This window comes from Moraxella tarda, from assembly GCF_035181405.1.
Taxonomy (GTDB): Bacteria; Pseudomonadota; Gammaproteobacteria; order Pseudomonadales; family Moraxellaceae; genus Moraxella.
The window spans coordinates 373,229-394,033 of the sequence record NZ_JAYGGV010000002.1 but is presented as its reverse complement, the minus strand read 5'-3'; the positions used below and the strand labels follow the sequence as shown (position 1 = coordinate 394,033).

Here is a 20,805-nt window from a genome sequence, read left to right as displayed (position 1 = left end):
GGGTTTAAAGCAGAATAATGGTGCCCGGAGCCGGACTCGAACCGGCACGCTCGTAAGAGCGAGGGATTTTAAATCCCTTGTGTCTACCAATTTCACCACCCGGGCAGATGGTCTTAAAAAATTATGGAGGCTGGAGTCGGAATCGAACCGGCGTACACGGAGTTGCAGTCCGCTGCATGACCACTCTGCCATCCAGCCTGTTTAATAAGGCGATATTCTAGCATTTTTTTTCAAAAATGCAAGTAGTTTTATTAAAAAAAATTAAAATTCGATACAAATTGCCAAATTTTACCTAAAGCCAATCAAAAAATATCTGTTTTGTACACATTTTGGCTAAAAATACAACATGGATTTTTGGCCAAAAACTAAATAAAATTCAAATTTTGTGTATTTTTTAAAGTATAATAACTAAGGGTTTTGCGTGGTTTTAGGGTTTTGCTTTTCTGCTTACTTACTTGCGGTGATCATTTTGCAACCAATTAAAAACCAAAGTCGTAAAACTATATTAATAAAATTAAAACCAGTTAATTAAGCTTTTTATTAATAAATGTGATGAATGAACTAAAAAATAAGGTGTTTATGAAACAAAACTTGCGTGTAGTAACGATTGTTGCAATATTTGCTGGTATGGCGTTGATGACAGCTTGTGGTCAGTCTGACCAAGCAAAACAGGAGGTGGCTCATCAGCAAATGCCATCAGTGGTTGTTGATGTACAAAAAGTAGCTTTGGGTGTTATTCCTGTTAATAAGACATTTTCTGGTCGAGTGACTGCTGTTGAGACTTCTGAAGTACGCCCGCAGGTTACGGGTATTATTGATGAAGTGTTATTTCATGAAGGCAGTTTTGTGCGTGCAGGCCAGCCACTTTACCGCATCAATACAGACAGTTATGTCAGTGCCATTGAGTCGGGCAGGGCATCGGTTGCCAGTGCTCAGGCAGCCGCTCAAAATGCTCGTGCTGTGTATTCACAAGCACAAGCAACCTTGATGGCACAACAAGCGGTTTTAGCTCAGGCAAAAGCTGATTTGGCAAGGCTTCAAGGGTTGGTGGAGGTGAATGCGATTTCTCAGCAATCTTACGACCAAGCCATAACCTCGTTGCGTACCGCGGAAGCTAATGTTGAGGCGGCAAAAGCGACCGTCGCTCAGGCTAACGCAAGTATTAACAGTGCAGATGCTGCCATTAACAGTGCAAGAGCCAGCCTAGGTGCAAGCGAATTGGATTATAGTCGTACCATTGTTAAGGCACCAATCAGTGGTCGGATTGGCATTTCTGCGGTAACTGGTGGTGCATTAGTTTCTGCCAATCAGAGTAATGCATTGGCAACCATCTCTCGCACCGATTATGTTTATGTGGACATCAGTCAATCATCTTCTGAGTTGCTTCGCCTACGCCAGCAAATCACCGAAGGTAGGGCGGTTGAGGGTGGTCCTGAGGTTCAAATCATCTTAGAAGATGGTCAGGCTTATCCAATCATCGGTCATCTCATACTGTCTGATGTCAGTATTGATGAGGCTACAGGTACGGTTAAAATTCGTGCAGTATTTCCAAATCCAGATGGCGTGCTCATTCCAGGAATGTATGTCAATGCTAACTTAGCACAGTCTGCTGTCAGTAATGCTGCACTATTACCACAAAGTGCCATCATTCGTACGCCAAAAGGCGAAATGCAAGCGTATGTTGTTAATGCCCAAAAGAAAATTGAAGTCCGTGCGATAACAACAGCGGGTACATTTAATGGACAATGGGTTGTTACTGATGGCTTGCAAGACGGAGATACGGTTGTGATTGTTGGTGGGGCAAAAGTTCGTCCAGATCAAGTGGTTGAGACTCGTCCATACCTACCATCTGGACAAAATGCCAACACCCCAACTGCTTTACAAAGTACAATGATGCAAGCAAACCCTCAAGGTCAAAATAGTGTGATGGCACCTACCTTGGATCAAAAAAGACAAACTGACGAACCGATGAAAGACGCTGTTGATGCGCCTAAGAAAAAATAGGAGCATTTATGTCTAAATATTTTATCAAACGACCAATTTTTGCATGGGTGATTGCTATCTTAATCATGCTTGTTGGCGTGCTTACGGTGTTAAAACTGCCAATCTCCCAGTATCCTCAAATTGCACCACCAACTGTAACTGTCAGTGCCATATATCCAGGTGCAGATGCCCAAACAGTAGAAAACTCAGTAACGCAGGTCATCGAACAACAAATGACAGGCTTAGATGGCATGATGTATATGTCATCAAGCTCATCATCACAAGGCTTGGCCTCGGTTCAAATTACTTTTGAAAGCGGTACAGATCCAGATGTTGCTCAGATACAAGTACAAAACAAACTGCAATCAGCGACCGCATCATTACCAGAAGTGGTACAGCGACAGGGTTTGACGGTTAATAAATCGTCGTCATCATTTTTGATGGTTGTGGCGTATGTTTCTGAAGATGGAAGCATGGATAAAACGGACATTGCTGACTATCTTAACTCAAACATTGTTGAGCAAATCAGCCGTGTCAATGGTGTGGGTGGCGTTAATGTTTTTGGTTCTAAGTACGCAATGCGTATCTGGCTTGATCCAGAAAAATTGCGTGCTTATTCATTAATGCCATCTGACATCATTGCTGCTGTTTCTGCGCAAAATGCCCAAGTCTCAGCAGGGCAGTTGGCGACAGTACCATCTGATGAAAAAAGACAGGTGATCAATGCGACAATTACGGTGCAAAGCTATCTGCAAAGTGCCGAGGAGTTTGCAGAAATTCTCATCAAAACTGATGCTGGCGGTGCTCAGGTTCGCCTAAAAGATGTTGCCAATGTTGAATTGGGTTCACAAAGCTACGGCTTTAACTCACTGTATAATGGCAAACAGGCGGCAGGTCTGGCGATCATGCTTGCCTCAGGTGCTAATGCCTTGGAGGTACGCCAAGCGGTGCAAGACAGGCTTGACCAGCTTGCCAAAAACTACCCAAAAGGGCTGACGGCTGTTGTGCCATACGATACCACGCCTTTTGTGCATTTGTCTATCAATCAGGTTGTCAAGACATTGGCAGAGGCGATCATCTTGGTGTTTTTGGTAATGTTCTTATTTTTGCAAAATTGGCGTGCGACCATCATTCCAACACTTGCTGTGCCTGTGGTTATTTTGGGAACATTTGCGGTGCTTTATGCGACGGGTTTTAGCATTAATATTTTAACCATGTTTGCACTTGTGCTTGCTATCGGTCTGTTGGTGGATGATGCGATTGTTGTTGTAGAGAATGTTGAGCGTATTTTAGCACAGAATCCTAACTTGTCGGTCAAGGACGCCACCATTCAATCAATGGGCGAGATCAGCAAAGTATTGATTGGTATTGCCTTGATTTTGTCAGCAGTCTTTGTACCCATGGTGTTTATGGGTGGTTCAACGGGCGTGATTTATCGTCAGTTTGCCGTTACTTTGATTGCAGCGATGAGTTTGTCGGCGATTGTCGCACTCATATTTACCCCTGCGTTATGCGTTACCATTTTAAAACGCCAACCACCCAAAAGCATCAATCAACAAACTGGATTTTTTGGTTGGTTTAATCGTATGTTTGGTATGATGAGTGCTAGGTATGAAAATTTTATTGGCAAAACTTTTAAGGCGAAATGGCTTTTTGGGGTTATTTATGCACTGATCATCGTGGTGCTTGGTTTGTTGTTCATGCGTTTGCCAACATCGTTTGTTCCAGATGAAGACCAAGGCGTGTTATTTACTGTGGTACAAACCCCCGTGGGTTCAACCATCAAAGACACCCAAGCGGTGCTTGATGATGTTGAGGCTTATTTTAACAGTCAAGAAAAAGATAATATTGAGTCTGTGTTTACCATTACTGGATTTAGCTTTATGGGGCAGGGTCAAAATACTGGCATGGCGTTCATTCGTTTAAAAGACTGGGGTGAGCGTAAAGCACCTAACTCTGATGCAAAGAGCGTGGCTGGTAGAGCGATGGGGTATTTTATGACTCAGTACAACAAAGCCAATGTTTATACACTGGCACCCCCATCTATTCAAGGTTTGGGTAATTCTAGCGGTTTTGATTTTCAGCTTCAAGATACAGGGGGTGTGGGTCATGTTGCACTGTTGGAAGCTCGCAATATGCTACTTGGCATGGCATCACAAAAGCCAGAGATTTTGGCGGGCGTGCGTCCAAGTGGTCAAGAAGATGCACCGCAATTAAAAGTGAATGTCAATCATGCCCAAGCGTTGGCTTATGGCTTGTCCATTGGCGATATCAACCGCACCATCTCAACAGCATGGGGTTCGGCCAAGATTGGCGATTTTGTGGATCGTGGCCGTATAAAATCTGTGTATATGCAAGGTGAGCCAAGCTCACGCACCACACCTGAGGACATTGGTAAATGGTATGTGCGTAATAGTAGCGGCAATATGATTGGTTTTGATGCCTTCTCAACAAGTGAATGGACTTATGGTCCGCCAACTTTGAATCGATATAATGGCTTGCCAAGTATGGGCATTCAGGGGTCGTCAGCGATAGGCAAATCTAATGGTGAGGCGGTGGCTGCAATGGAGGAAATTGCCAGTCAGTTGCCTGATGGTATTGGTTTTGAATGGACAGGTTTGACCTTGCAAGAGCAACAATCAGGCTCGCAAGCACTGCTATTGTACGCCATTTCTATTTTTGTGGTGTTCTTGTGTTTGGCAGCATTGTATGAAAGCTGGCTGATTCCGTTTTCGGTGATGCTTGTTGTGCCATTGGGTGTGCTGGGGGCGATTGTCTTTACATGGCTTCGTGGTCTTGATAATGATGTGTATTTACAAGTCGGTCTATTGACGGTGATTGGACTGTCGGCCAAAAACGCCATCTTGATTGTTGAAGTTGCCAAAGAACTGCAAGAAGCAGGGCATGGTTTAAAGCAGGCTGTCATGCAGGCTGCTCGTCAGCGTTTACGCCCAATCATCATGACATCACTTGCCTTTGGTATGGGTGTTGTGCCACTAGCCATCGCTACGGGTGCAGGCTCTGGCAGTCAAAATGCTGTTGGTACAAGCGTACTTGGTGGCGTGATTGCGGCAACTTTCTTGGGTGTGCTATTTATTCCAATGTTTTATATTTGGGTGCGTTCTTTATTCCCAATCAAAACCACCAAAGTTGATGGTCAATAAATAAAGACAAGGAGATTTTATGAAAAAAACTAACACAATTCGCTTATTGGCATTCTCATCGCTGGCATTGGCAGTTTCAGCGTGCAGTACAATGTCTAAGTCAAATCAAATCATGGTTGCCAAGCCAAATGTGGCAATGGATACGGCCTATCGGGTTTTGGATAATGACACTGTCAGTAGCATTGAGACGTCAAGTCTGGCAGCAATGCGTTGGCAAGATTTTTATGTTGATGATAAATTAAAGTCGCTGATTGAGATTGGTCTAAATAACAATAAAGACCTGCAAAAAGCTGTGCTTGCTATCCAAAATGCTCAGGCACAGTACCAAATCAAATCTGCTGACACTATGCCAAGATTGGGAGTGTCTGGCCGAGCAAGTCTTCCTAATCAGGTAAACCGTAATCCAAGTGCTGGTTATAGCGTGGGTCTGGCCATGGCAAGTTATGAGCTGGATTTATGGGGCAAAATTGCTAATGCCAAAGAGGCAGCTTTGCATCAGTATTTGGCGAGCAATGCTGCCAAAGACACGGTACAAATTTCACTCATCGCCAGCATTGCTCAAAGCTATGTTAATCTAAGCTACGCTTTGGCTCAGCGACAGCTTGCCATTGAGACGCTAAAAACTCGTGAACATTCACTTGGCATTACAAAAAAGCGTTTTGAGGCTGGTATTGATGCTATTTTGCCAAGCCTACAAGCCGAAGCGTCATTAGAGGCAACAAAATTGGTGATTTATCAAGCCGATACAGGCATCTTGAAAGCACGCAATGCTTTGCAAGTGCTGTTAGGCATGCCAATTCCCAATGAATTAATGCCAGACATGGCGGTGCATCACATCACCACGCAGGCATTATTTAGTACAGGTCTGCCAAGTGAGCTTTTGTATTACCGACCTGACATCATGCAAGCTGAGCATACTTTAAAAGCAGCAGGGGCAAACATCAATGTCGCTCGTGCTGCCTATTTTCCGTCAATTAGCCTGTCTGGCAATTTAGGTTTTAGCTCATCTAGTCTGACCAATTTACTACAATCTACTGCCTTTGGTTGGTCGGTGGGACCTGCAATTAATTTACCAATTTTTGATGCAGGTGTACGCCGTTCTAACCATGAGATGGCACAAATTGCACAAAAAAATGCACTTGTTTCTTATGAAAAAGCCATTCAAACCGCCTTTAAAGAAGTCAATGATGTGTTGGCATCTCGTGCTACGCTTGGTCAGCAACTAGAATCGCAGTATAAGCTACAACAAAATTATCAGCAAAGCTACCAGATTGCCCATGCACGATTTCGTTCGGGTTTGGACGATTATCTGAATGTGCTTGATGCCGAGCGTTCTTTATTTACCAATCAACAAAGCATTTTGGATTTACAATTGCAAAAAATACTCAGTCAAATTGAGCTGTATCGAGCATTGGGTGGCGGTGCAACTTTGACCACCGAACAAATTGCCAACATCAATCAGCAACGCCAAGCCATGCTTGTTAACAAATTGGCAACCAATGAGCAAAAACAGGCACAAGCGGTTAATGAGACATCATTACCAAAGAATCAAGAGGTACAGCCTGTGCCGAATGTTACTAAGTCTGCCAATCACCCTTAATCATCTCATCATCAAAAAAACGCCCATATTTGTTGGGCGTTTTTTTTATGTTTTTATCATATGTCTTGTTTAAGATAAGTTGGGTGTTTATGGGATTAGACAATGGGTCTTTTGCGATAAAATAAAATCCCTGGAATGGATAAGCCCAGCACCAGTGCAGAAATGACAAAAGTTGCATCAAAAAAATAAGACATCATGGTGGTGAATAGCGTCATATTAAAACCAAAATAACCAATCTGCACCATACTGACCATCGCCTTGTAGGCGGCAATGCCAGGCATGAGACAAATCACGCTAGGTACGATGAGTGCTTTTGGGGGCAAACGAAATCTTTGGGCAAACCATACGCCCAAAAAGCTTGCTAGCATGGCACCAAAAAAAGTCGCCACCGCCAAATGTACGCCATGATTAACCATGAGGGTTTTTGTGCCAAAACCCAGTGATGTCATGATAAGGCAATATATGATATAGCGACTTGGTAGGGCAAACATTAAGCACCAACCAAGCGTAATGACAGAGGATAACAAAACATCGTAAATCAACCACATCACAACCCCCAATGTGGAATTTGTAGTAAAATAAGTGCGGTAACAATGCCTACGCAAGCAGACAGGGTCAGCATGGTGGCAAATACCCAGCGACCCAAACCCATATTGATATACCCTTTAAGAATGTCAGATAAGGCATTGATGATTGGAAAGCTGGGTACAAGTAGTAGCACGCTTGATGCTACTGCAATGTCGGCGGTATCACCCAATGTTACCAGACCATTTAAATCCAAAAAATATGCAGATGCCCCCAAGACTGTTGCGACAAATGCGGTAATAATCACTACCACAAATGGATTAAAATGATGTGTTGATAGATATAAGCGTGTTCGCATGGCACAAAACCCTGCAATCAGCGTAATGATGGCGATGATGAAGTTGCCACCATTTAAGTAGGCAAAACACGCACAAGATAAACCAACAAACAAAGACATCAGATGATTGGAATAAGTGGTACGATTAATGTTGTCAAATTGAATTTCAACTTCATCAATCAGTTGCTCGTTTTTGGCGGTGGTTTCGGCGTGCATGACAATCTGCTGAATCTGCACTAAAATGCTCACATTAATGCCTTGATGAATGGTGTTTCTTACGGTTGTGATGCAGCGTCCATTGTACAGTGTTGTCAAGGTGATGGCATTAAAGGATAAGGCGCATTCAACACCGCTCACACCAAGTGATCTGCCAAGTCGTTTGGTCAAATCAACTACCACCGCTGATTCGCCACCATATTGCATGAACAATAACGCACAACGCACGCACACTCTGGTGATGCGTTGTTGTTCTTCATAAGAAATATAGGGTAAGCGGCGTGTCTTCGCCTGATTTAAGCTTGACATAAAAATGGTCATTCATTTTTGGTTTGGGATAAAGGGAATATTGTAAGGGTAAATCTTGAAAAAGTCATGATAAAAAGTTGAATTTTTTCTAAAAATCATTGCAAAACCTATTAAGGGTAGCTATAATCATCTGACAATATTTTATTTCTTTTATTTTTCTATTTTTGTTTATAATAAACTTTAAGGAATAGCTATGAATATGGCAACCAATCCTGGTAAATTATGGCTAGATGGTACAATCATTGAGCAATCACAAGCCAAAGTTCATGTCTTGACGCACAGCTTGCACTATGGTTTGGCGGTATTTGAGGGGGTGCGTGCTTATGAGACGCCAGATGGTCGCACGGCAATTTTTCGTCTGCATGAGCATACCGAACGCTTATTAAATTCGGCAAAAATTTTTCAATTAAATGTACCTTATGATCACAAGACACTGGTGCAAGCCCAAAAAGATGTGGTGCGTGAAAGTGGCTTGGCATCTGCCTACATTCGTCCGCTCATTTGGGTGGGTTCTGAAAAGCTTGGTATAGCCGCCAAGGATAACACCATTCATGCAGCAGTAGCAGCGTGGCATTGGGGTGCGTATCTTGGCGAAGATGGCATTAAAAATGGTATCCGTGCAAAAACTTCCAGCTATACGCACCACCACCCAAATGTAACGATGTGTAAAGCAAAAGCAGCCGCCAATTACCCTGTATCTATTTTGGCCAATCAAGAGGCCATCAAGGCAGGCTATGATGAAGCCATCTTGATGGACCCGTTGGGCTATGTCTGTCAAGGTTCTGGAGAAAATCTGTTTTTGGTCAAAAATGGTGAATTGCATACCCCAGATTTGGCAGGTGGTGCACTTGATGGCATTACACGCCGTACGATGATTGAGTTTGCCCATGACTTGGGCATTAAGGTGGTTGAGCGTCGCATTACTCGTGATGAATTTTATCTTGCTGACGAGATTTTTATGACAGGTACGGCGGCGGAAGTGACGCCAATCCGTGAATATGATGACCGTGTGATTGGTAATGGCTCTCGTGGTGAAATTACCGAACAGCTTCAAAGTCTTTATTTTGATGTGGTACAAGGTCGTAATGACAAGTATAAGCACTGGTTGTCATTCATTGATGACTGATGAATGGCGGTGTTCAAAAAAAGACGGTAAAAGTGCCGTCTTTTTTGTTGTATGTATGATGCTTTTATGTCAATTAGAAAAACCTCATGATTGAATTTATGATATCATAAGAGATGGTCTAAAACGCAATTAGACAAAATAAATCAACGCAACTTAAGTGTCATTAGATATGATTAAGGTAAAAAATATGAGCAACTTTGACCACAAATTGGATTTAAACTGGCAATCTGACTGCCTAGACCCAAGCCTTGACTTTGCGATGCAAACGCTTGCCGTGCGTGGCGGTTATCATCGCACGGACGAGGGCGAACACAACGAGGCGATTTTTGCCACCAGTAGCTATGTCTATCAAAACGCACAGGACGCTGCCGACCATTTTAATGGCAACAAAAAAGGCAATGTGTACAGTCGTCATACCAACCCCACTGTGCGTGCCTTTGAAAGACGGCTTGCACTGCTTGAACAAGGCGAACGCTGTGTGGCGACCGCAAGCGGTATGGGGGCGATTTTGACGATGTGCTTGGCGTATCTCAAAGCAGGCGACCATATGCTGTGTGCCAAGCAGTTGTTTGGTTCATCGGTGGCGTTGTTTGACACTTACTTTCGTGCGTTTGGCGTGGAAGTCAGCTATGTGGACTGCTTTGACAATACCGCTTGGGCAAATGCGATGACGGACAACACCAAAGTGTGCTACCTAGAAACGCCGTCTAATCCTTTGGCACAAATTGCCGATATTACAGCGATTGCCAAAATCGCCCACGACAAAGGGGCGTTATTGATTGTGGACAACTGTTTTGCCACCCCTGCCATTCAAAAGCCTTTGACGCTTGGGGCGGATATTGTCATTCATTCAGCTTCCAAATACATTGACGGTCAAGGGCGTGTGCTGGGCGGGGCGTTGGTTGGCTCTGACCCCCTTATGGAAAAAGCCTTTGGCGTGGTGCGAACAGGGGGGATTAGCTTGTCGCCCTTTAATGCGTGGGTGCTGTTAAAGGGGCTTGAAACCTTGTCTTTAAGAATGAAAGCCCATTGTGAGAATGCCAATCAAGTTGCCGAGTTTTTACAAAATCACTCAAAAGTCAAAAAAGTGCATTTTTCAGGGCTAACAGAGCACAGAAGCCACGAACTTGCCAAACGCCAGCACAGTCATTTGCCAGTGGCAGGCGGAGCATTTGGGGCGATTATTGGCTTTGAAGTTGCCGACCAAAATAGTGCGTGGCATATTATTGACAATACCAAAATGATTAGTATTACCAATAATTTGGGCGATGCCAAAACCACCATCACCCACCCTGCCACCACCACGCATTTTAGAATGACGCCACAGCAACGAGCAGATGCAGGCGTGAATGACGGACTGATTCGCTTGTCGGTGGGGCTTGAAAATGTGGACGATATTATCAAGGATTTACAGCGTGGTTTGGATAGTTTATAGTTGCTTGATGGTTGTTTTTGGTTTTTGATGAATTATTTTTTATCAATTGTCCAATCAATTTTTCAAGTATAATGATGTCTTTTGAGTGCAAAGCAGAACTAACCCATGGGCTTTTTAGATAAATTATTCAAAACAAAACAAAATGATTCCATTGCAGACATCATCAAACCAACCAAGCATGATGATACCGACTTGCAAAAAGCAAATGCACTGTATGAGCAGGCCACACAACGACACCAAGACGGTGAGCATGAAGCGGCAGTAGCATTATTACTTGAAGCGGCGGTGCTTGGTCTGGCAGATGCACAGCGTAGTTTGGCGGTCATGCACTGCAATGGGCTTGGAGTGCGACAAGACCATCAAAAAGGGCATGAGCTTTTTTTAAAAGCCGCCAATCAAGGCGATGTTAAGGCCTGCCACAACTTGGGTGTCATGTACTATCATGGCTTTGGGGTTATCCAAAACCATCAAGTGGCGTTTGACTGGTACAAAAAAGCCGCTGATCAGGATTATGCTGAATCTTGCCATAACATTGCTTTGATGTATGAACACGGTGTGGGTGTGCCAGCAGATGATCGTTTGGCGGTCGATTGGTATGAGAGAGCGGCTGGTCAGGGTTTTGTTTTGTCGTATTTGAATTTGGGCAATCTTTACCGTATGGGGCGTGGCGTATCTCAAGATGATGCTAAGGCGATGGCTTATTTTGAAAAAGCGGCAACAAGTGGTATTTTGGAAGCTAAGTATCAATTGGCGGTGTGTTATCAGCATGGTGATGGTGTGGCACAGGATTTGGTGAGGGCGTTTTCTTATTTTAAAGAAGCTGCCGATTTGGGCTTTGAGCCTGCCATATACCAATTGGCACTTTGTTATCTAAAAGGTGAGGGGGTTGCAAAGGATGAGAATTTGGCAAAAGATTGGTTGCGACAATCTGCCAAGAACCACGAACCTGCTTTTAAGCTTTTAAATCAGATGGAAGGCGGACATCACTAAAAAACTTACTGAATCCAAAAAGTAGGAAATATGGCTAACAAGGACTGGTTAATTGCAATTGCGGTGATATTGATATGGGGCATTAATTTTATTTTTATGAAGATTGCTCTGTTTGATGTGTCGCCGATGGTGCTGGGCATGCTTAGATTTGCCTTTTTACTTTTGCCTGCCATTTTCTTTTTGGCTCGTCCCCCTTTGCTGTGGCGATGGCTGATACTGTATGGATTGATGATTAGCTTTGGGCAATTTGCTTTTATGTTTTTGGCATTGTCTATGGGTGTGCCAACAGGGCTTGCTGCCCTTGTGCATCAAAGTCAGGTGTTCTTTACGGTGATTTTGGCGGCATTGGTTTTTAAAGAAGGGGTGCGTCGCCATCATTTTTTTGCCATGATGATTGCGGCAGTGGGCCTGTTTTTGATTGGTGTGGGGCAATTTCAAGGCGAAATGGCGGTTATTGGGCTTTTTGTCGTGATGGCAGGGTCGTTTTCGTGGGCACTGGGTAATATTGTCGTCAAGAAATTGGGTAATGTCAATCCAATATCGCTTGTTGTTTGGGGCAATCTATCGACATTTGTGGCGTTTACTGCTGGCTCATTGTGTCTGTATGGTGCTGATGGCGTGGGCGTGCAGATTGCCAATTTAAAACCACTGGGTTGGCTAAGCATACTGTATTTAGCTTATGTTGCAAGCCTTTTGGGTTATGGTGGCTGGGGCTACTTACTGCTACGCTATCCTGCCAGTCAGGTAACGCCCCTTGCACTTTTTGTGCCTGTGGTGGCACTATTGGCGGGTATGTTGTTTATGGCTGAGCAATTAACCGCTTGGCACTGGCTGGGGATTGTGGTGGTCATGGCTTCTTTGCTGATTCATGTCTTTGGTGCAAAGAAAATCCGCTCATGAGTTTATTGAGATTTATTATTAAAAAAACCATGCGAAATTAAAAAAAATATGCTAAAATTATCCGAAATTTAACACTATATAATGTGTAATTAATAAAATAATATACCATATGTTGTTATATTAATTTGCTTCGTCTGAAATCATTTTAAAGTCATTTGGAAACCACTCATGCATTATTCAATTTTTTGCCAAACCAAAAACGATGTTTTAAAAGAACCCATGTTCTTTGGGCAACCTGTCAATGTGTCTCGTTATGACCAACAAAAACACCCAATTTTTGAGCAGTTGATTGAAAAGCAGTTGTCATTTTTTTGGCGACCAGAGGAAATTGATGTGAGTCGTGATCGTATTGACTTTGCTGAATTGTCTGTTCATGAACAGCATATTTTTTTATCAAATCTAAAATATCAAACCCTGCTTGATAGCATTCAAGGTCGTAGCCCAAATGTGGTGCTATTACCCCTAGTTTCTATCCCTGAGCTTGAAACTTGGATTGAAACTTGGAGCTTTTCTGAAACCATTCACTCTCGTAGCTATACGCACATTATCCGTAATGTCGTCAACGACCCTGCTAAGATTTTTGATGACATTATTGATAATGAGCATATCTTAGAGCGTGCCAGCGACATTGCACGCTATTATGATGAGCTACACTGTGCGGCACAGTTGTACGATTTGCATGGAGAAGGGCTTTATACGGTGTGTGGTGAGAGCATACATGTATCGCTAAAAGATTTGAAGAAAAAGTTGTATTTGTGCATTGTGGCGGTCAATGTGTTAGAGGCGATTCGCTTTTATGTGTCTTTTGCTTGTTCATTCGCTTTTGCTGAACGCAAAGTCATGGAGGGTAATGCCAAAATCATAAAGATGATTGCTCGTGATGAGGCACTGCATCTTAATGGCACACAGCACATGATTAATCTGATGCGTACAGGTCGTGATGATCCTGAAATGCTTGAGATTGCCAAAGAGTGTGAGGCAGAGGCGATAGAGATTTTTAAAAGTGCCGCTGACCAAGAAAAGGCATGGGCAGAATATCTATTTAAAGATGGTTCGATGATTGGGTTGAATAAAGACATCTTATGCCAATATGTTGAGTTCATTACCAATACACGCATGGCAGCGATTGGTTTGCCGACAATTTTTGATACCAAATCCAATCCGATTCCTTGGATTAATGCGTGGTTGTCGTCAGATAATGTGCAAGTTGCCCCACAAGAGACAGAAATTACTACCTATTTGGTTGGTCAAATTGACTCCGATTTAGATGATGTGGATTTAGATGATTTTGAGCTATAAAGTGATTGTTAACAATCGCTGTGTATGAATGGTAATGCAACTATCAAATCATTGAACATTGTGCAAAAAGCAGGGTTGATATGGGTTGGGTATTCACTGATGAAATGCGTTTTTATTTGCATGATAATGAGACGCTATTGGAAGGTATGAGGCGTACAGAGCATGAGCTGGTGCGTTTTGAATGTCAGCAGGGGTATTGTGGCTCATGCAAGATGCGAGTTACTGCTAAAACTGGTGCCTTAAAAATGGTGCGTACGCCGATTGCCATGCTTGATGATGATGAGGTGTTGGCGTGTTGTTGTTGCCCTATGGGTACGGTGTGTGTGACTTATGCGTCTAAGACCGATGCCGAGCAACTGGCTTTATTTGAGGATAAAAGCGCAGAGTCATGGCTGACCATTTAAAGTATGGCAAATGTACCATCTGCTAAATACAAGTGATCTAATGCCATCAAAAGAGTGTGTTCATAAATCAAAGTTGATGTGATATGTGATGACTTATTGGGGCTGACCTTTTAAGTATCAAAAAATACCGCCATGAAGCGGTATTTTTGTTAATCATCTGTCTAGATTTGTTGATCTTAGTTGTTTTTGGTTGCCAAGGTGATTCTGGCGGAAGTTACTGACAAATCGGTGCGTTCATCTTTTTCGTACAATGCACCAGCACGACCAACGATCAGAGGGTCAATATTGCCGATTTGACGAGTGTCTTTGTTTTCATAATTGATTTTATTGAGCACATAACGCATGGCATTAAGACGAGCGCGTTTTTTGCAATCGGACTTGATGACAATCCAAGGTGATTCAGCAGTGTCGGTATTAAAAAACATGGCTTCTTTGGCAAGTGTATAATCGTCCCATTTGTTTAATGAGGCCTTATCAACAGGTGAAAGTTTCCACTGTTTGAGTGGGTCGTTCTCACGACTTGCAAAGCGTGCTTTTTGCTCATCTCGTGATACCGAAAACCAAAATTTTACCAGCTGAATGCCAGACTCAATGAGGTGCTTTTCAAACTCAGGAACCTGATGCATGAAAGTTTGATATTCTATATCGGTGCAAAATCCCATGACTCGCTCAACCACTGCACGGTTATACCAAGAGCGGTCAAATAAAACAATCTCGCCTGCGGTAGGTAGGTGCTGTACATAACGCTGAAAATACCACTGTCCTTTTTCCTGTTCTGTTGGTTTTTCTAAGGCAACAACCCTTGCTCCACGAGGATTGAGATGTTCCATAAAACGCTTAATGGTGCCACCTTTGCCCGCCGCATCACGACCTTCAAAGATAATGACCAATCGTTGACCTGTGGTCTTGATGTGATGTTGTAGCTTTAACAGCTCAATTTGTAGCTTATACTTTTGTGCTTCATAATTTTTACGGCTTAGGCGATGCTTGTAAGGATAACCACCTTCACGCCAATTGTCTGAAAGCTGTGTGTCTTTGGATTTATTATTGCGAATTTGGTTGGTGATTTGATGCGTGGCAGTTGTCGGTAGGTATTTGCTCAATAGTTGTTCTACTTCTATCAAATCATCAGGTGTTGCGTGTATTAATAAGTTTTCAAGCTGACTGGCAGTGTCTGGCGTCACTGATTTTTTGGTTTTTGGCTCAGTTTTGGTGGTGCGTTGAGCCTTTGTGGTTTTAATGGTGATATTGCTGTCAGCTGACATGGCATACTCCTGATGAAAATGAAAAAAGTTAAAATTTTATTTCTTTTTCATTTTCATATTATCATTTTCTATGCGGTCTGACAAGGCATTTCATTTGATACATACATCTAAAATTTTGATGAATGATGAAGATTGCTACAAATATTTTTTCAATAGTGTGTTTTATGTAGTGTGTCTATGGTTGATTGAGATAAGGTTTGATTAATGTATTGCTATCGGTGCGTGCATCTAAGGCGACAAGTAAGGCGTATGCACCAATGAACTTGCGGCTGATGAACATCATTTCTTTGGGGGGTAGGCTAAATTCTATTGATGTCATGCCATTTTTGGCACTTGCCATAACACGACCATAAAGCTGGCTATTTGCCCACAAATATAGGTCATTTTCATCAATAAACTGCTTATCAATCAGGGATTTATCAGAAAATGGCTCGCAAGCAAGCAAGAATACATCCGCCATGTCATCTTTAGGTTTACCTGTCAATCTATCAAAAAAATCATAGCCTGTCATGGCGATTTTCATCATTGATTTATCTTGATGATACCCTGCGGTAAGTAAGTTTTTGGCGATGGTTAATAGGTGATTGTCAAAGCGTTTTACCGCACCAAAATCCAGTAGGATAAGCTTGTCTATGCCGTCATCATCAATGCGTACCAAATAATTGCCAAAATTTGGGTCGGTTTGCATCTCTCCCCATTCAAACAACTCACGAATGACAATCTCAATTGCCGCTTGGCCTAGGGCGTTTCGGCGGTTTTGGGGAAGTTGTAGTAGGCGTGCATCATTTAAAGGGGTGCCTTGTTCAAAACTCATACAAATTAGGCGGTCGGTGCTGTAATTATCATAGATGGTCGGCACGATGTAACGCTCATCATTCGCCAAATATTGAGCAAATCGTTTGGTGGTGTCGGCTTCTTTTTGATAGTCTACCTCGGTATGTAACAGCTCCTTTATTTCCAAAAACCAGTCGTCTAGGGCCTTAGTCTGTGGCACGGCATTGGTGATTTTAAGCAGTTGTCTAAAAATCGCAAGATCAGAATCTATGGCGTTGGCAACATTGGGGTATTGCACTTTTAATACCACCGTGCGTCCGCTGAATTTATGCACCGCTTTATGCACTTGGGCTAAACTTGCCGTACCGATTGGTGTACGCTCAATCTCAAAGTCATGCACCTGCTCACCAAGCTCGTTTTTTAAGGTCTCGTAGATGATGTGCCATGACAAAGGAGTGGTGTTGGCATCTAAGGTGTGCAAAGCATTAACAACCTCTTTGGGTAAAAAATGCTCGCCATATAGTGCCAACATTTGTCCGATTTTTACCACCGAACCTTTTAATTTGCCCAACTCACGCACCAGATAATCAGCTTGTTCTTGTAATAAAATGTGTTTTTGAGCTTCTTTTTCTTCTTTACTCAAAAACAAGCCAGACACACCGCTTTTTGCCCAATTTGCCCCCAGATTGAAAGAGGTTTTTGCAATAGAAAGTCGGCGTTGCAAGGGTGAGGTTTTTAGGCTGTTTATTGGCTTGTTCATTGTTTTTGGCTGATTATCGTTGGCGTTTAAAAAGAGCGATAAAATTTATGTTGTGAAAATTTGTGTCATTAGTTTTGGCGGTCAATGGCACGCCAGCCAATATCACGGCGATATTGCTTGCCAGCAAAGTCTATCGTATTACAGACCTGCAACGCCTTGCTTTGGGCATCTTTGATGGTATCTGCCAGAGCGGTTACACATAGCACACGCCCGCCATCGGTGACGATTTGCCCATCTTGAATTTTGACACCTGCATAAAATACTTTGACATCGTCAAAACTTTGGTCAAGACCTGTGATGACATCGCCTTTTGAGCTGCTTTCTGGGTAACCACGGCTTGCCAGCACTATGCCTAGGGCGACTTGCTCATGCCAGTCAGCTTGGCTTGGTAGCTTGCCTTCAAGGCCTGCACAAATCAAATCCACCAAAGAGCTTTTGAGACGCATCATGATTGGCTGAGTTTCAGGGTCGCCAAATCGGCAGTTAAACTCAATCACATAAGGGTCATTTTGCTCATCAATCATTAAGCCTGCATACAAAAAGCCCGTATAAGGCGTGCCATTATCTTTCATGGCGTCTACAACAGGGCGAATGATACGCTCAATGACTTTATCGTGTACTTCTTGGGTAACGACAGGAGCAGGGCTGTATGCCCCCATGCCACCTGTGTTTGCTCCCGTATCACCTTCAAAAATGCGTTTGTGATCTTGGCTGGTCGCCATTGGTAGAATATTGTCGCCATCAATCATGCAGATGAAAGATGCTTCTTCGCCTTGTAAAAATTCCTCAATCACCACACGACTGCCTGCTTCGCCAAACTTATTGTCTGACAACATATCATCAATGGCTGCAAATGCTTCATGTTCGTTCATGGCGACAATCACGCCTTTGCCTGCTGCCAGCCCATCTGCTTTGATGACAATCGGCGTACCTTTTTTCTTGATAAAATCTTTGGCAGAATCTGTGTCGCTAAAAACCGCATAAAAAGCGGTAGGAATACCAACTTTTTGCATAAAGTCTTTGGCAAATGCTTTTGAGCCTTCAAGCTGGGCACAATATTGATTTGGCCCCCATGCTCTGATTCCTGCTTTTTGTAAGTCGTCCACAATACCTGCTACCAATGGTGCTTCTGGACCAATGAGTACAAAGGCAATGTGATTATTTTGGCAAAATTCAATCACGGCCTGATGGTCGGTGATATCCAGATTGATGTTTTGTAATTTTGGTTCGCCTGCTGTACCTGCATTGCCCTTGGCAACAAACACGGTATTTACTTTACTGTCTTTGGCACACGCCCATGCAAGTGCGTGTTCACGACCGCCCGTGCCGAGTACAAGAATGTTCATAAAACTTTCCTAAACTGATCAACTTAAATGAATAAAAGTTTTGAGTGTGAATATTGGATATAAATATAAAAGTCGATGGTGTAAAAACTTTAACAAAACTGATGTAATGTCTATAAAATCATCACTCATATTTTGCAGAATTTAACATAAAATACATCAACAATCAAATAAATAATCAGCCAAATCAAAAACGGGCAAATAAAAAAATAATAATGTGTTTTGGTATTGTTGTCATTATTTGATTATTCTATATTTGATTTATTCTATCAATACTTCAAATGCCTCATCATCAAGACCAATGACAACTTTGTCCCCTTTTTGTAGCTTATCTACGCCTTTGGGTGTGCCTGTCATGATGATATCTCCTGCCGTCAGCCCATATAAATTATCCAAATAATCAATCAGATAGTCAAAAGAATACATCATTTTGTCGGTACTGTCGTCTTGGCGAATATCACCATTAACAGTGAGTGATAGATGGTAGGTTTTATTGATGAATGGCTTAAAATCGCCAAGCCAACACGCACCTTTAAAACCTTTGGCTTTTAGCCACGGCAGTCCTTTTTCTTTGCAAACGCTTTGTACATCACGAGCGGTTAAATCAAGCCCAACTGTCACCCCTATGATGGTTTTATTTTCGCCAATAAGTAATACAAGTTCGGTTTCGTGATGCACATCATTTGAAAAATCTGGCAAAGTGATGGTGTTGCTGGTTGTAATACTGCTATTGGGCTTTAAAAAAACCAATGGCTCTTCAGGCATGGCATTGCCAAGCTCGTTGATATGCTCAACATAGCTACGGCCGATACAATAGATGGTGTTGACAGCATGAAAAGTGTTATTAAATGTGATGGCAGTCATGCAGTTTTCCTTAAAATGAGCTAAAATGAGATGGTGGTATTAAGCTGTTTAAATATAAACTTAAAAACACTGATGGCTGTGCCAGTCCTAACCGTTATGGTGGTCATCATGACAATGTTGGCTGATCACACTCACCAAGTATGGATGGTAGTAAGCTGGAATGTCATGACCCATGCCATCAATGAGTTTGAATGTGGCATTGGTAATGACTTTTGCCAAAAATTTGCCATGACTGGGGGTGAGTAGTCCATCTTTGCTGCCATGCAATATTAAAGTTTTGGCACGGATTTGCTTGGTGAATCGTAAGATTGACCCAGATGCTAAAATAGCGTTAAGTTGTTGTGCCACACCTAGGGGGTGGAAATTGCGTTGATAGCGTTGTTTGGCGATGGCACGAGTGCCTTTGATATCTAGATGCCCAGGACTGCCAACTGCTGTCATGAACCACACACTGTGGCGTACCATGTCTCTTTCAGAATGGCTTTCTGGACGACGGATAAAGGTCATGAATTGCTTAGGGTTGGGTGGACGAAAAAATGCACGGTTGCTACTGGTGAACATCAGCACCAGATGATCAATGTACTTAGGATAGCGTGCGGCAACGATTTGGGCAATCATGCCACCCATAGATGCACCGACCAGATTGACTTGATTAAAATTAAGCGTCTTGATGAGTCTTGCCACATCTTCTGCCATGTCGGTTAAGGTGTAGGCGACGGGTTCTTGGCGGTTTGACAACCCTGCTTGTACCTTTAACATCATTTTTATGGTATTAAGTTTTGGTAAGCCATCAATGCGAATTTTGCTAGAAAGACCAGTGTCTCGATTGTCAAAACGAATGACAAAAAAACCTGCATCCATGAATTGCTTTAAGAGCGTGTCTGGCCAAAACATCATTTGTGAACCAAGTCCTGCGATGAAAATCATGGCAGGATTGTTGGGATTGCCTCCAGCTTCCACGCATAATTCCATGCCTTCGCCGATATCAATGATGGCTTGGTATAGATGGGGGGATAAATCAGACGGTTGCCAATTTATCTTACCAAATCTTTGCCAAGCTTCTGGCAAATCCATGGACTGCGTGCAAAAAGGGGCGTGCATCAGATTTCTACCATTTCAAAATCAATTTTGGTAACACCACATTCTGGGCAAGTCCAATCATCTGGAATGTCCTCCCAGCGAGTACCAGGGGCGAGTCCTTCTTCAGGACAGCCCAACGCTTCATCATAAATCCAGCCACAGACTATGCATTGATACTTTTTCATAAATTACCTTGTTTATTTGGTTGACTTGGTTTAGTTTGGTTTTAGGTTTGCTTGATGGTCATCATGTTCGTTAATGCCAATCAACAATCAACAGCAAAAAGTTGTTTAAAAAACTTTGCTTAGTTTACATATGTAGCTATTTTTTGCAAGTAAAATTTGTAAAAAGATGTGATTATTAAAACAAAACCCTGTATCAACTGATGTTTAAGATACTTTATACATCATATAGTGAGATAACAATAATAA

Annotated in this window: 17 protein-coding genes and 2 tRNA genes; 9 read left to right on the top strand and 10 right to left on the bottom strand. The window is 42.6% G+C overall.

Features of this window, described 5'->3' with window-relative positions; translation table 11 throughout:
- Nucleotides 1-18 precede the first annotated feature (18 nt).
- Nucleotides 19-105 (bottom strand) — tRNA-Leu (locus U9670_RS04310).
- A 19-nt stretch (nucleotides 106-124) separates the two neighbouring features.
- Nucleotides 125-198 (bottom strand) — tRNA-Cys (locus U9670_RS04305).
- A gap of 381 nt (nucleotides 199-579) precedes the next feature.
- Between U9670_RS04305 and U9670_RS04300 the strand changes: the two genes are divergently transcribed.
- Genes U9670_RS04300 through U9670_RS04290 form a run of 3 tightly spaced genes read left to right on the top strand, consistent with a single transcriptional unit; the run spans nucleotide 580 to nucleotide 6,747 of the window.
- On the top strand, nucleotides 580-2,004 hold the full coding sequence (locus tag U9670_RS04300; protein WP_323841563.1) for an efflux RND transporter periplasmic adaptor subunit: 1,425 nt from the start codon (nucleotides 580-582) through the stop codon (nucleotides 2,002-2,004).
- Between the two features lie 8 nt (nucleotides 2,005-2,012).
- Nucleotides 2,013-5,147, top strand: a complete 3,135-nt coding sequence (locus U9670_RS04295; protein ID WP_323841562.1) for an efflux RND transporter permease subunit — start codon at nucleotides 2,013-2,015, stop codon at nucleotides 5,145-5,147.
- 19 nt (nucleotides 5,148-5,166) lie between these two features.
- Complete coding sequence (locus tag U9670_RS04290; RefSeq protein ID WP_323841561.1) at nucleotides 5,167-6,747, top strand: efflux transporter outer membrane subunit; 1,581 nt, start codon at nucleotides 5,167-5,169, stop codon at nucleotides 6,745-6,747.
- Nucleotides 6,748-6,842: 95 nt separating this feature from the next.
- Here U9670_RS04290 and U9670_RS04285 read toward each other — a convergent pair whose 3' ends face one another.
- Nucleotides 6,843-7,295, bottom strand: a complete 453-nt coding sequence (locus U9670_RS04285; RefSeq protein WP_323841560.1) for a threonine/serine exporter family protein — start codon at nucleotides 7,293-7,295, stop codon at nucleotides 6,843-6,845.
- Nucleotides 7,295-8,134 (bottom strand): threonine/serine exporter family protein, encoded by an 840-nt coding sequence (locus U9670_RS04280; RefSeq protein ID WP_323841559.1) that lies wholly within the window; start codon nucleotides 8,132-8,134, stop codon nucleotides 7,295-7,297. The genes U9670_RS04285 and U9670_RS04280 overlap by 1 nt, the downstream gene beginning before the upstream one ends.
- Before the next feature lie 193 nt (nucleotides 8,135-8,327).
- On the opposite strand from U9670_RS04280, the gene U9670_RS04275 reads away from it, so the two are divergent.
- From U9670_RS04275 to U9670_RS04250, 6 genes are all read left to right on the top strand, one after another.
- A complete protein-coding gene (locus U9670_RS04275; RefSeq protein ID WP_323841558.1) occupies nucleotides 8,328-9,260 on the top strand; it encodes a branched-chain amino acid transaminase in 933 nt (310 codons plus the stop codon).
- 187 nt (nucleotides 9,261-9,447) lie between these two features.
- Nucleotides 9,448-10,695, top strand: coding sequence for an O-succinylhomoserine sulfhydrylase (locus U9670_RS04270; RefSeq protein WP_323841557.1), 1,248 nt, complete (start codon nucleotides 9,448-9,450; stop codon nucleotides 10,693-10,695).
- A gap of 105 nt (nucleotides 10,696-10,800) precedes the next feature.
- Nucleotides 10,801-11,685, top strand: a complete 885-nt coding sequence (locus U9670_RS04265; RefSeq protein WP_323841556.1) for a tetratricopeptide repeat protein — start codon at nucleotides 10,801-10,803, stop codon at nucleotides 11,683-11,685.
- 30 nt (nucleotides 11,686-11,715) lie between these two features.
- Nucleotides 11,716-12,585, top strand: a complete 870-nt coding sequence (locus U9670_RS04260) for an EamA family transporter (protein WP_323841555.1) — start codon at nucleotides 11,716-11,718, stop codon at nucleotides 12,583-12,585.
- 168 nt (nucleotides 12,586-12,753) lie between these two features.
- The gene (nrdB, locus tag U9670_RS04255; RefSeq protein ID WP_323841554.1) at nucleotides 12,754-13,884 is read left to right on the top strand and encodes a class Ia ribonucleoside-diphosphate reductase subunit beta; all 1,131 of its coding nucleotides are present in this window, start codon (nucleotides 12,754-12,756) and stop codon (nucleotides 13,882-13,884) included.
- A gap of 80 nt (nucleotides 13,885-13,964) precedes the next feature.
- Nucleotides 13,965-14,288, top strand: a complete 324-nt coding sequence (locus U9670_RS04250) for a 2Fe-2S iron-sulfur cluster-binding protein (RefSeq protein ID WP_323841553.1) — start codon at nucleotides 13,965-13,967, stop codon at nucleotides 14,286-14,288.
- A 176-nt stretch (nucleotides 14,289-14,464) separates the two neighbouring features.
- Here the strand turns inward: U9670_RS04250 and ppk2 are convergent, their stop codons facing one another.
- The 6 genes from ppk2 to U9670_RS04220 form a co-directional block, all read right to left on the bottom strand.
- Complete coding sequence (ppk2, locus tag U9670_RS04245) at nucleotides 14,465-15,553, bottom strand: polyphosphate kinase 2 (RefSeq protein WP_323841552.1); 1,089 nt, start codon at nucleotides 15,551-15,553, stop codon at nucleotides 14,465-14,467.
- Between the two features lie 175 nt (nucleotides 15,554-15,728).
- A complete protein-coding gene (locus U9670_RS04240; RefSeq protein WP_323841551.1) occupies nucleotides 15,729-17,087 on the bottom strand; it encodes an ABC1 kinase family protein in 1,359 nt (452 codons plus the stop codon).
- A gap of 68 nt (nucleotides 17,088-17,155) precedes the next feature.
- Nucleotides 17,156-18,433, bottom strand: a complete 1,278-nt coding sequence (gene purD / locus U9670_RS04235) for a phosphoribosylamine--glycine ligase (protein ID WP_323841550.1) — start codon at nucleotides 18,431-18,433, stop codon at nucleotides 17,156-17,158.
- A gap of 258 nt (nucleotides 18,434-18,691) precedes the next feature.
- On the bottom strand, nucleotides 18,692-19,294 hold the full coding sequence (locus U9670_RS04230) for a fumarylacetoacetate hydrolase family protein (protein WP_323841549.1): 603 nt from the start codon (nucleotides 19,292-19,294) through the stop codon (nucleotides 18,692-18,694).
- 87 nt (nucleotides 19,295-19,381) lie between these two features.
- Complete coding sequence (locus U9670_RS04225; protein WP_416381482.1) at nucleotides 19,382-20,368, bottom strand: alpha/beta fold hydrolase; 987 nt, start codon at nucleotides 20,366-20,368, stop codon at nucleotides 19,382-19,384.
- Between the two features lie 26 nt (nucleotides 20,369-20,394).
- Entirely contained in the window at nucleotides 20,395-20,559 is a 165-nt protein-coding gene (locus U9670_RS04220) for a rubredoxin (protein ID WP_323841547.1), read from the bottom strand.
- Nucleotides 20,560-20,805 lie beyond the last annotated feature (246 nt).

Bases quoted from the DNA above. Each gene is read 5' to 3' on its own strand.
- U9670_RS04300 (WP_323841563.1), top strand. From the start codon at position 580: ATGAAACAAAACTTGCGTGTAGTAACGATTGTTGCAATATTTGCTGGT.
- U9670_RS04295 (WP_323841562.1), top strand. From the start codon at position 2,013: ATGTCTAAATATTTTATCAAACGACCAATTTTTGCATGGGTGATTGCT.
- U9670_RS04290 (WP_323841561.1), top strand. From the start codon at position 5,167: ATGAAAAAAACTAACACAATTCGCTTATTGGCATTCTCATCGCTGGCA.
- U9670_RS04285 (WP_323841560.1), bottom strand. From the start codon at position 7,295: ATGTGGTTGATTTACGATGTTTTGTTATCCTCTGTCATTACGCTTGGT.
- U9670_RS04280 (WP_323841559.1), bottom strand. From the start codon at position 8,134: ATGTCAAGCTTAAATCAGGCGAAGACACGCCGCTTACCCTATATTTCT.
- U9670_RS04275 (WP_323841558.1), top strand. From the start codon at position 8,328: ATGAATATGGCAACCAATCCTGGTAAATTATGGCTAGATGGTACAATC.
- U9670_RS04270 (WP_323841557.1), top strand. From the start codon at position 9,448: ATGAGCAACTTTGACCACAAATTGGATTTAAACTGGCAATCTGACTGC.
- U9670_RS04265 (WP_323841556.1), top strand. From the start codon at position 10,801: ATGGGCTTTTTAGATAAATTATTCAAAACAAAACAAAATGATTCCATT.
- U9670_RS04260 (WP_323841555.1), top strand. From the start codon at position 11,716: ATGGCTAACAAGGACTGGTTAATTGCAATTGCGGTGATATTGATATGG.
- nrdB (WP_323841554.1), top strand. From the start codon at position 12,754: ATGCATTATTCAATTTTTTGCCAAACCAAAAACGATGTTTTAAAAGAA.
- U9670_RS04250 (WP_323841553.1), top strand. From the start codon at position 13,965: ATGGGTTGGGTATTCACTGATGAAATGCGTTTTTATTTGCATGATAAT.
- ppk2 (WP_323841552.1), bottom strand. From the start codon at position 15,553: ATGTCAGCTGACAGCAATATCACCATTAAAACCACAAAGGCTCAACGC.
- U9670_RS04240 (WP_323841551.1), bottom strand. From the start codon at position 17,087: ATGAACAAGCCAATAAACAGCCTAAAAACCTCACCCTTGCAACGCCGA.
- purD (WP_323841550.1), bottom strand. From the start codon at position 18,433: ATGAACATTCTTGTACTCGGCACGGGCGGTCGTGAACACGCACTTGCA.
- U9670_RS04230 (WP_323841549.1), bottom strand. From the start codon at position 19,294: ATGACTGCCATCACATTTAATAACACTTTTCATGCTGTCAACACCATC.
- U9670_RS04225 (WP_416381482.1), bottom strand. From the start codon at position 20,368: ATGGATTTGCCAGAAGCTTGGCAAAGATTTGGTAAGATAAATTGGCAA.
- U9670_RS04220 (WP_323841547.1), bottom strand. From the start codon at position 20,559: ATGAAAAAGTATCAATGCATAGTCTGTGGCTGGATTTATGATGAAGCG.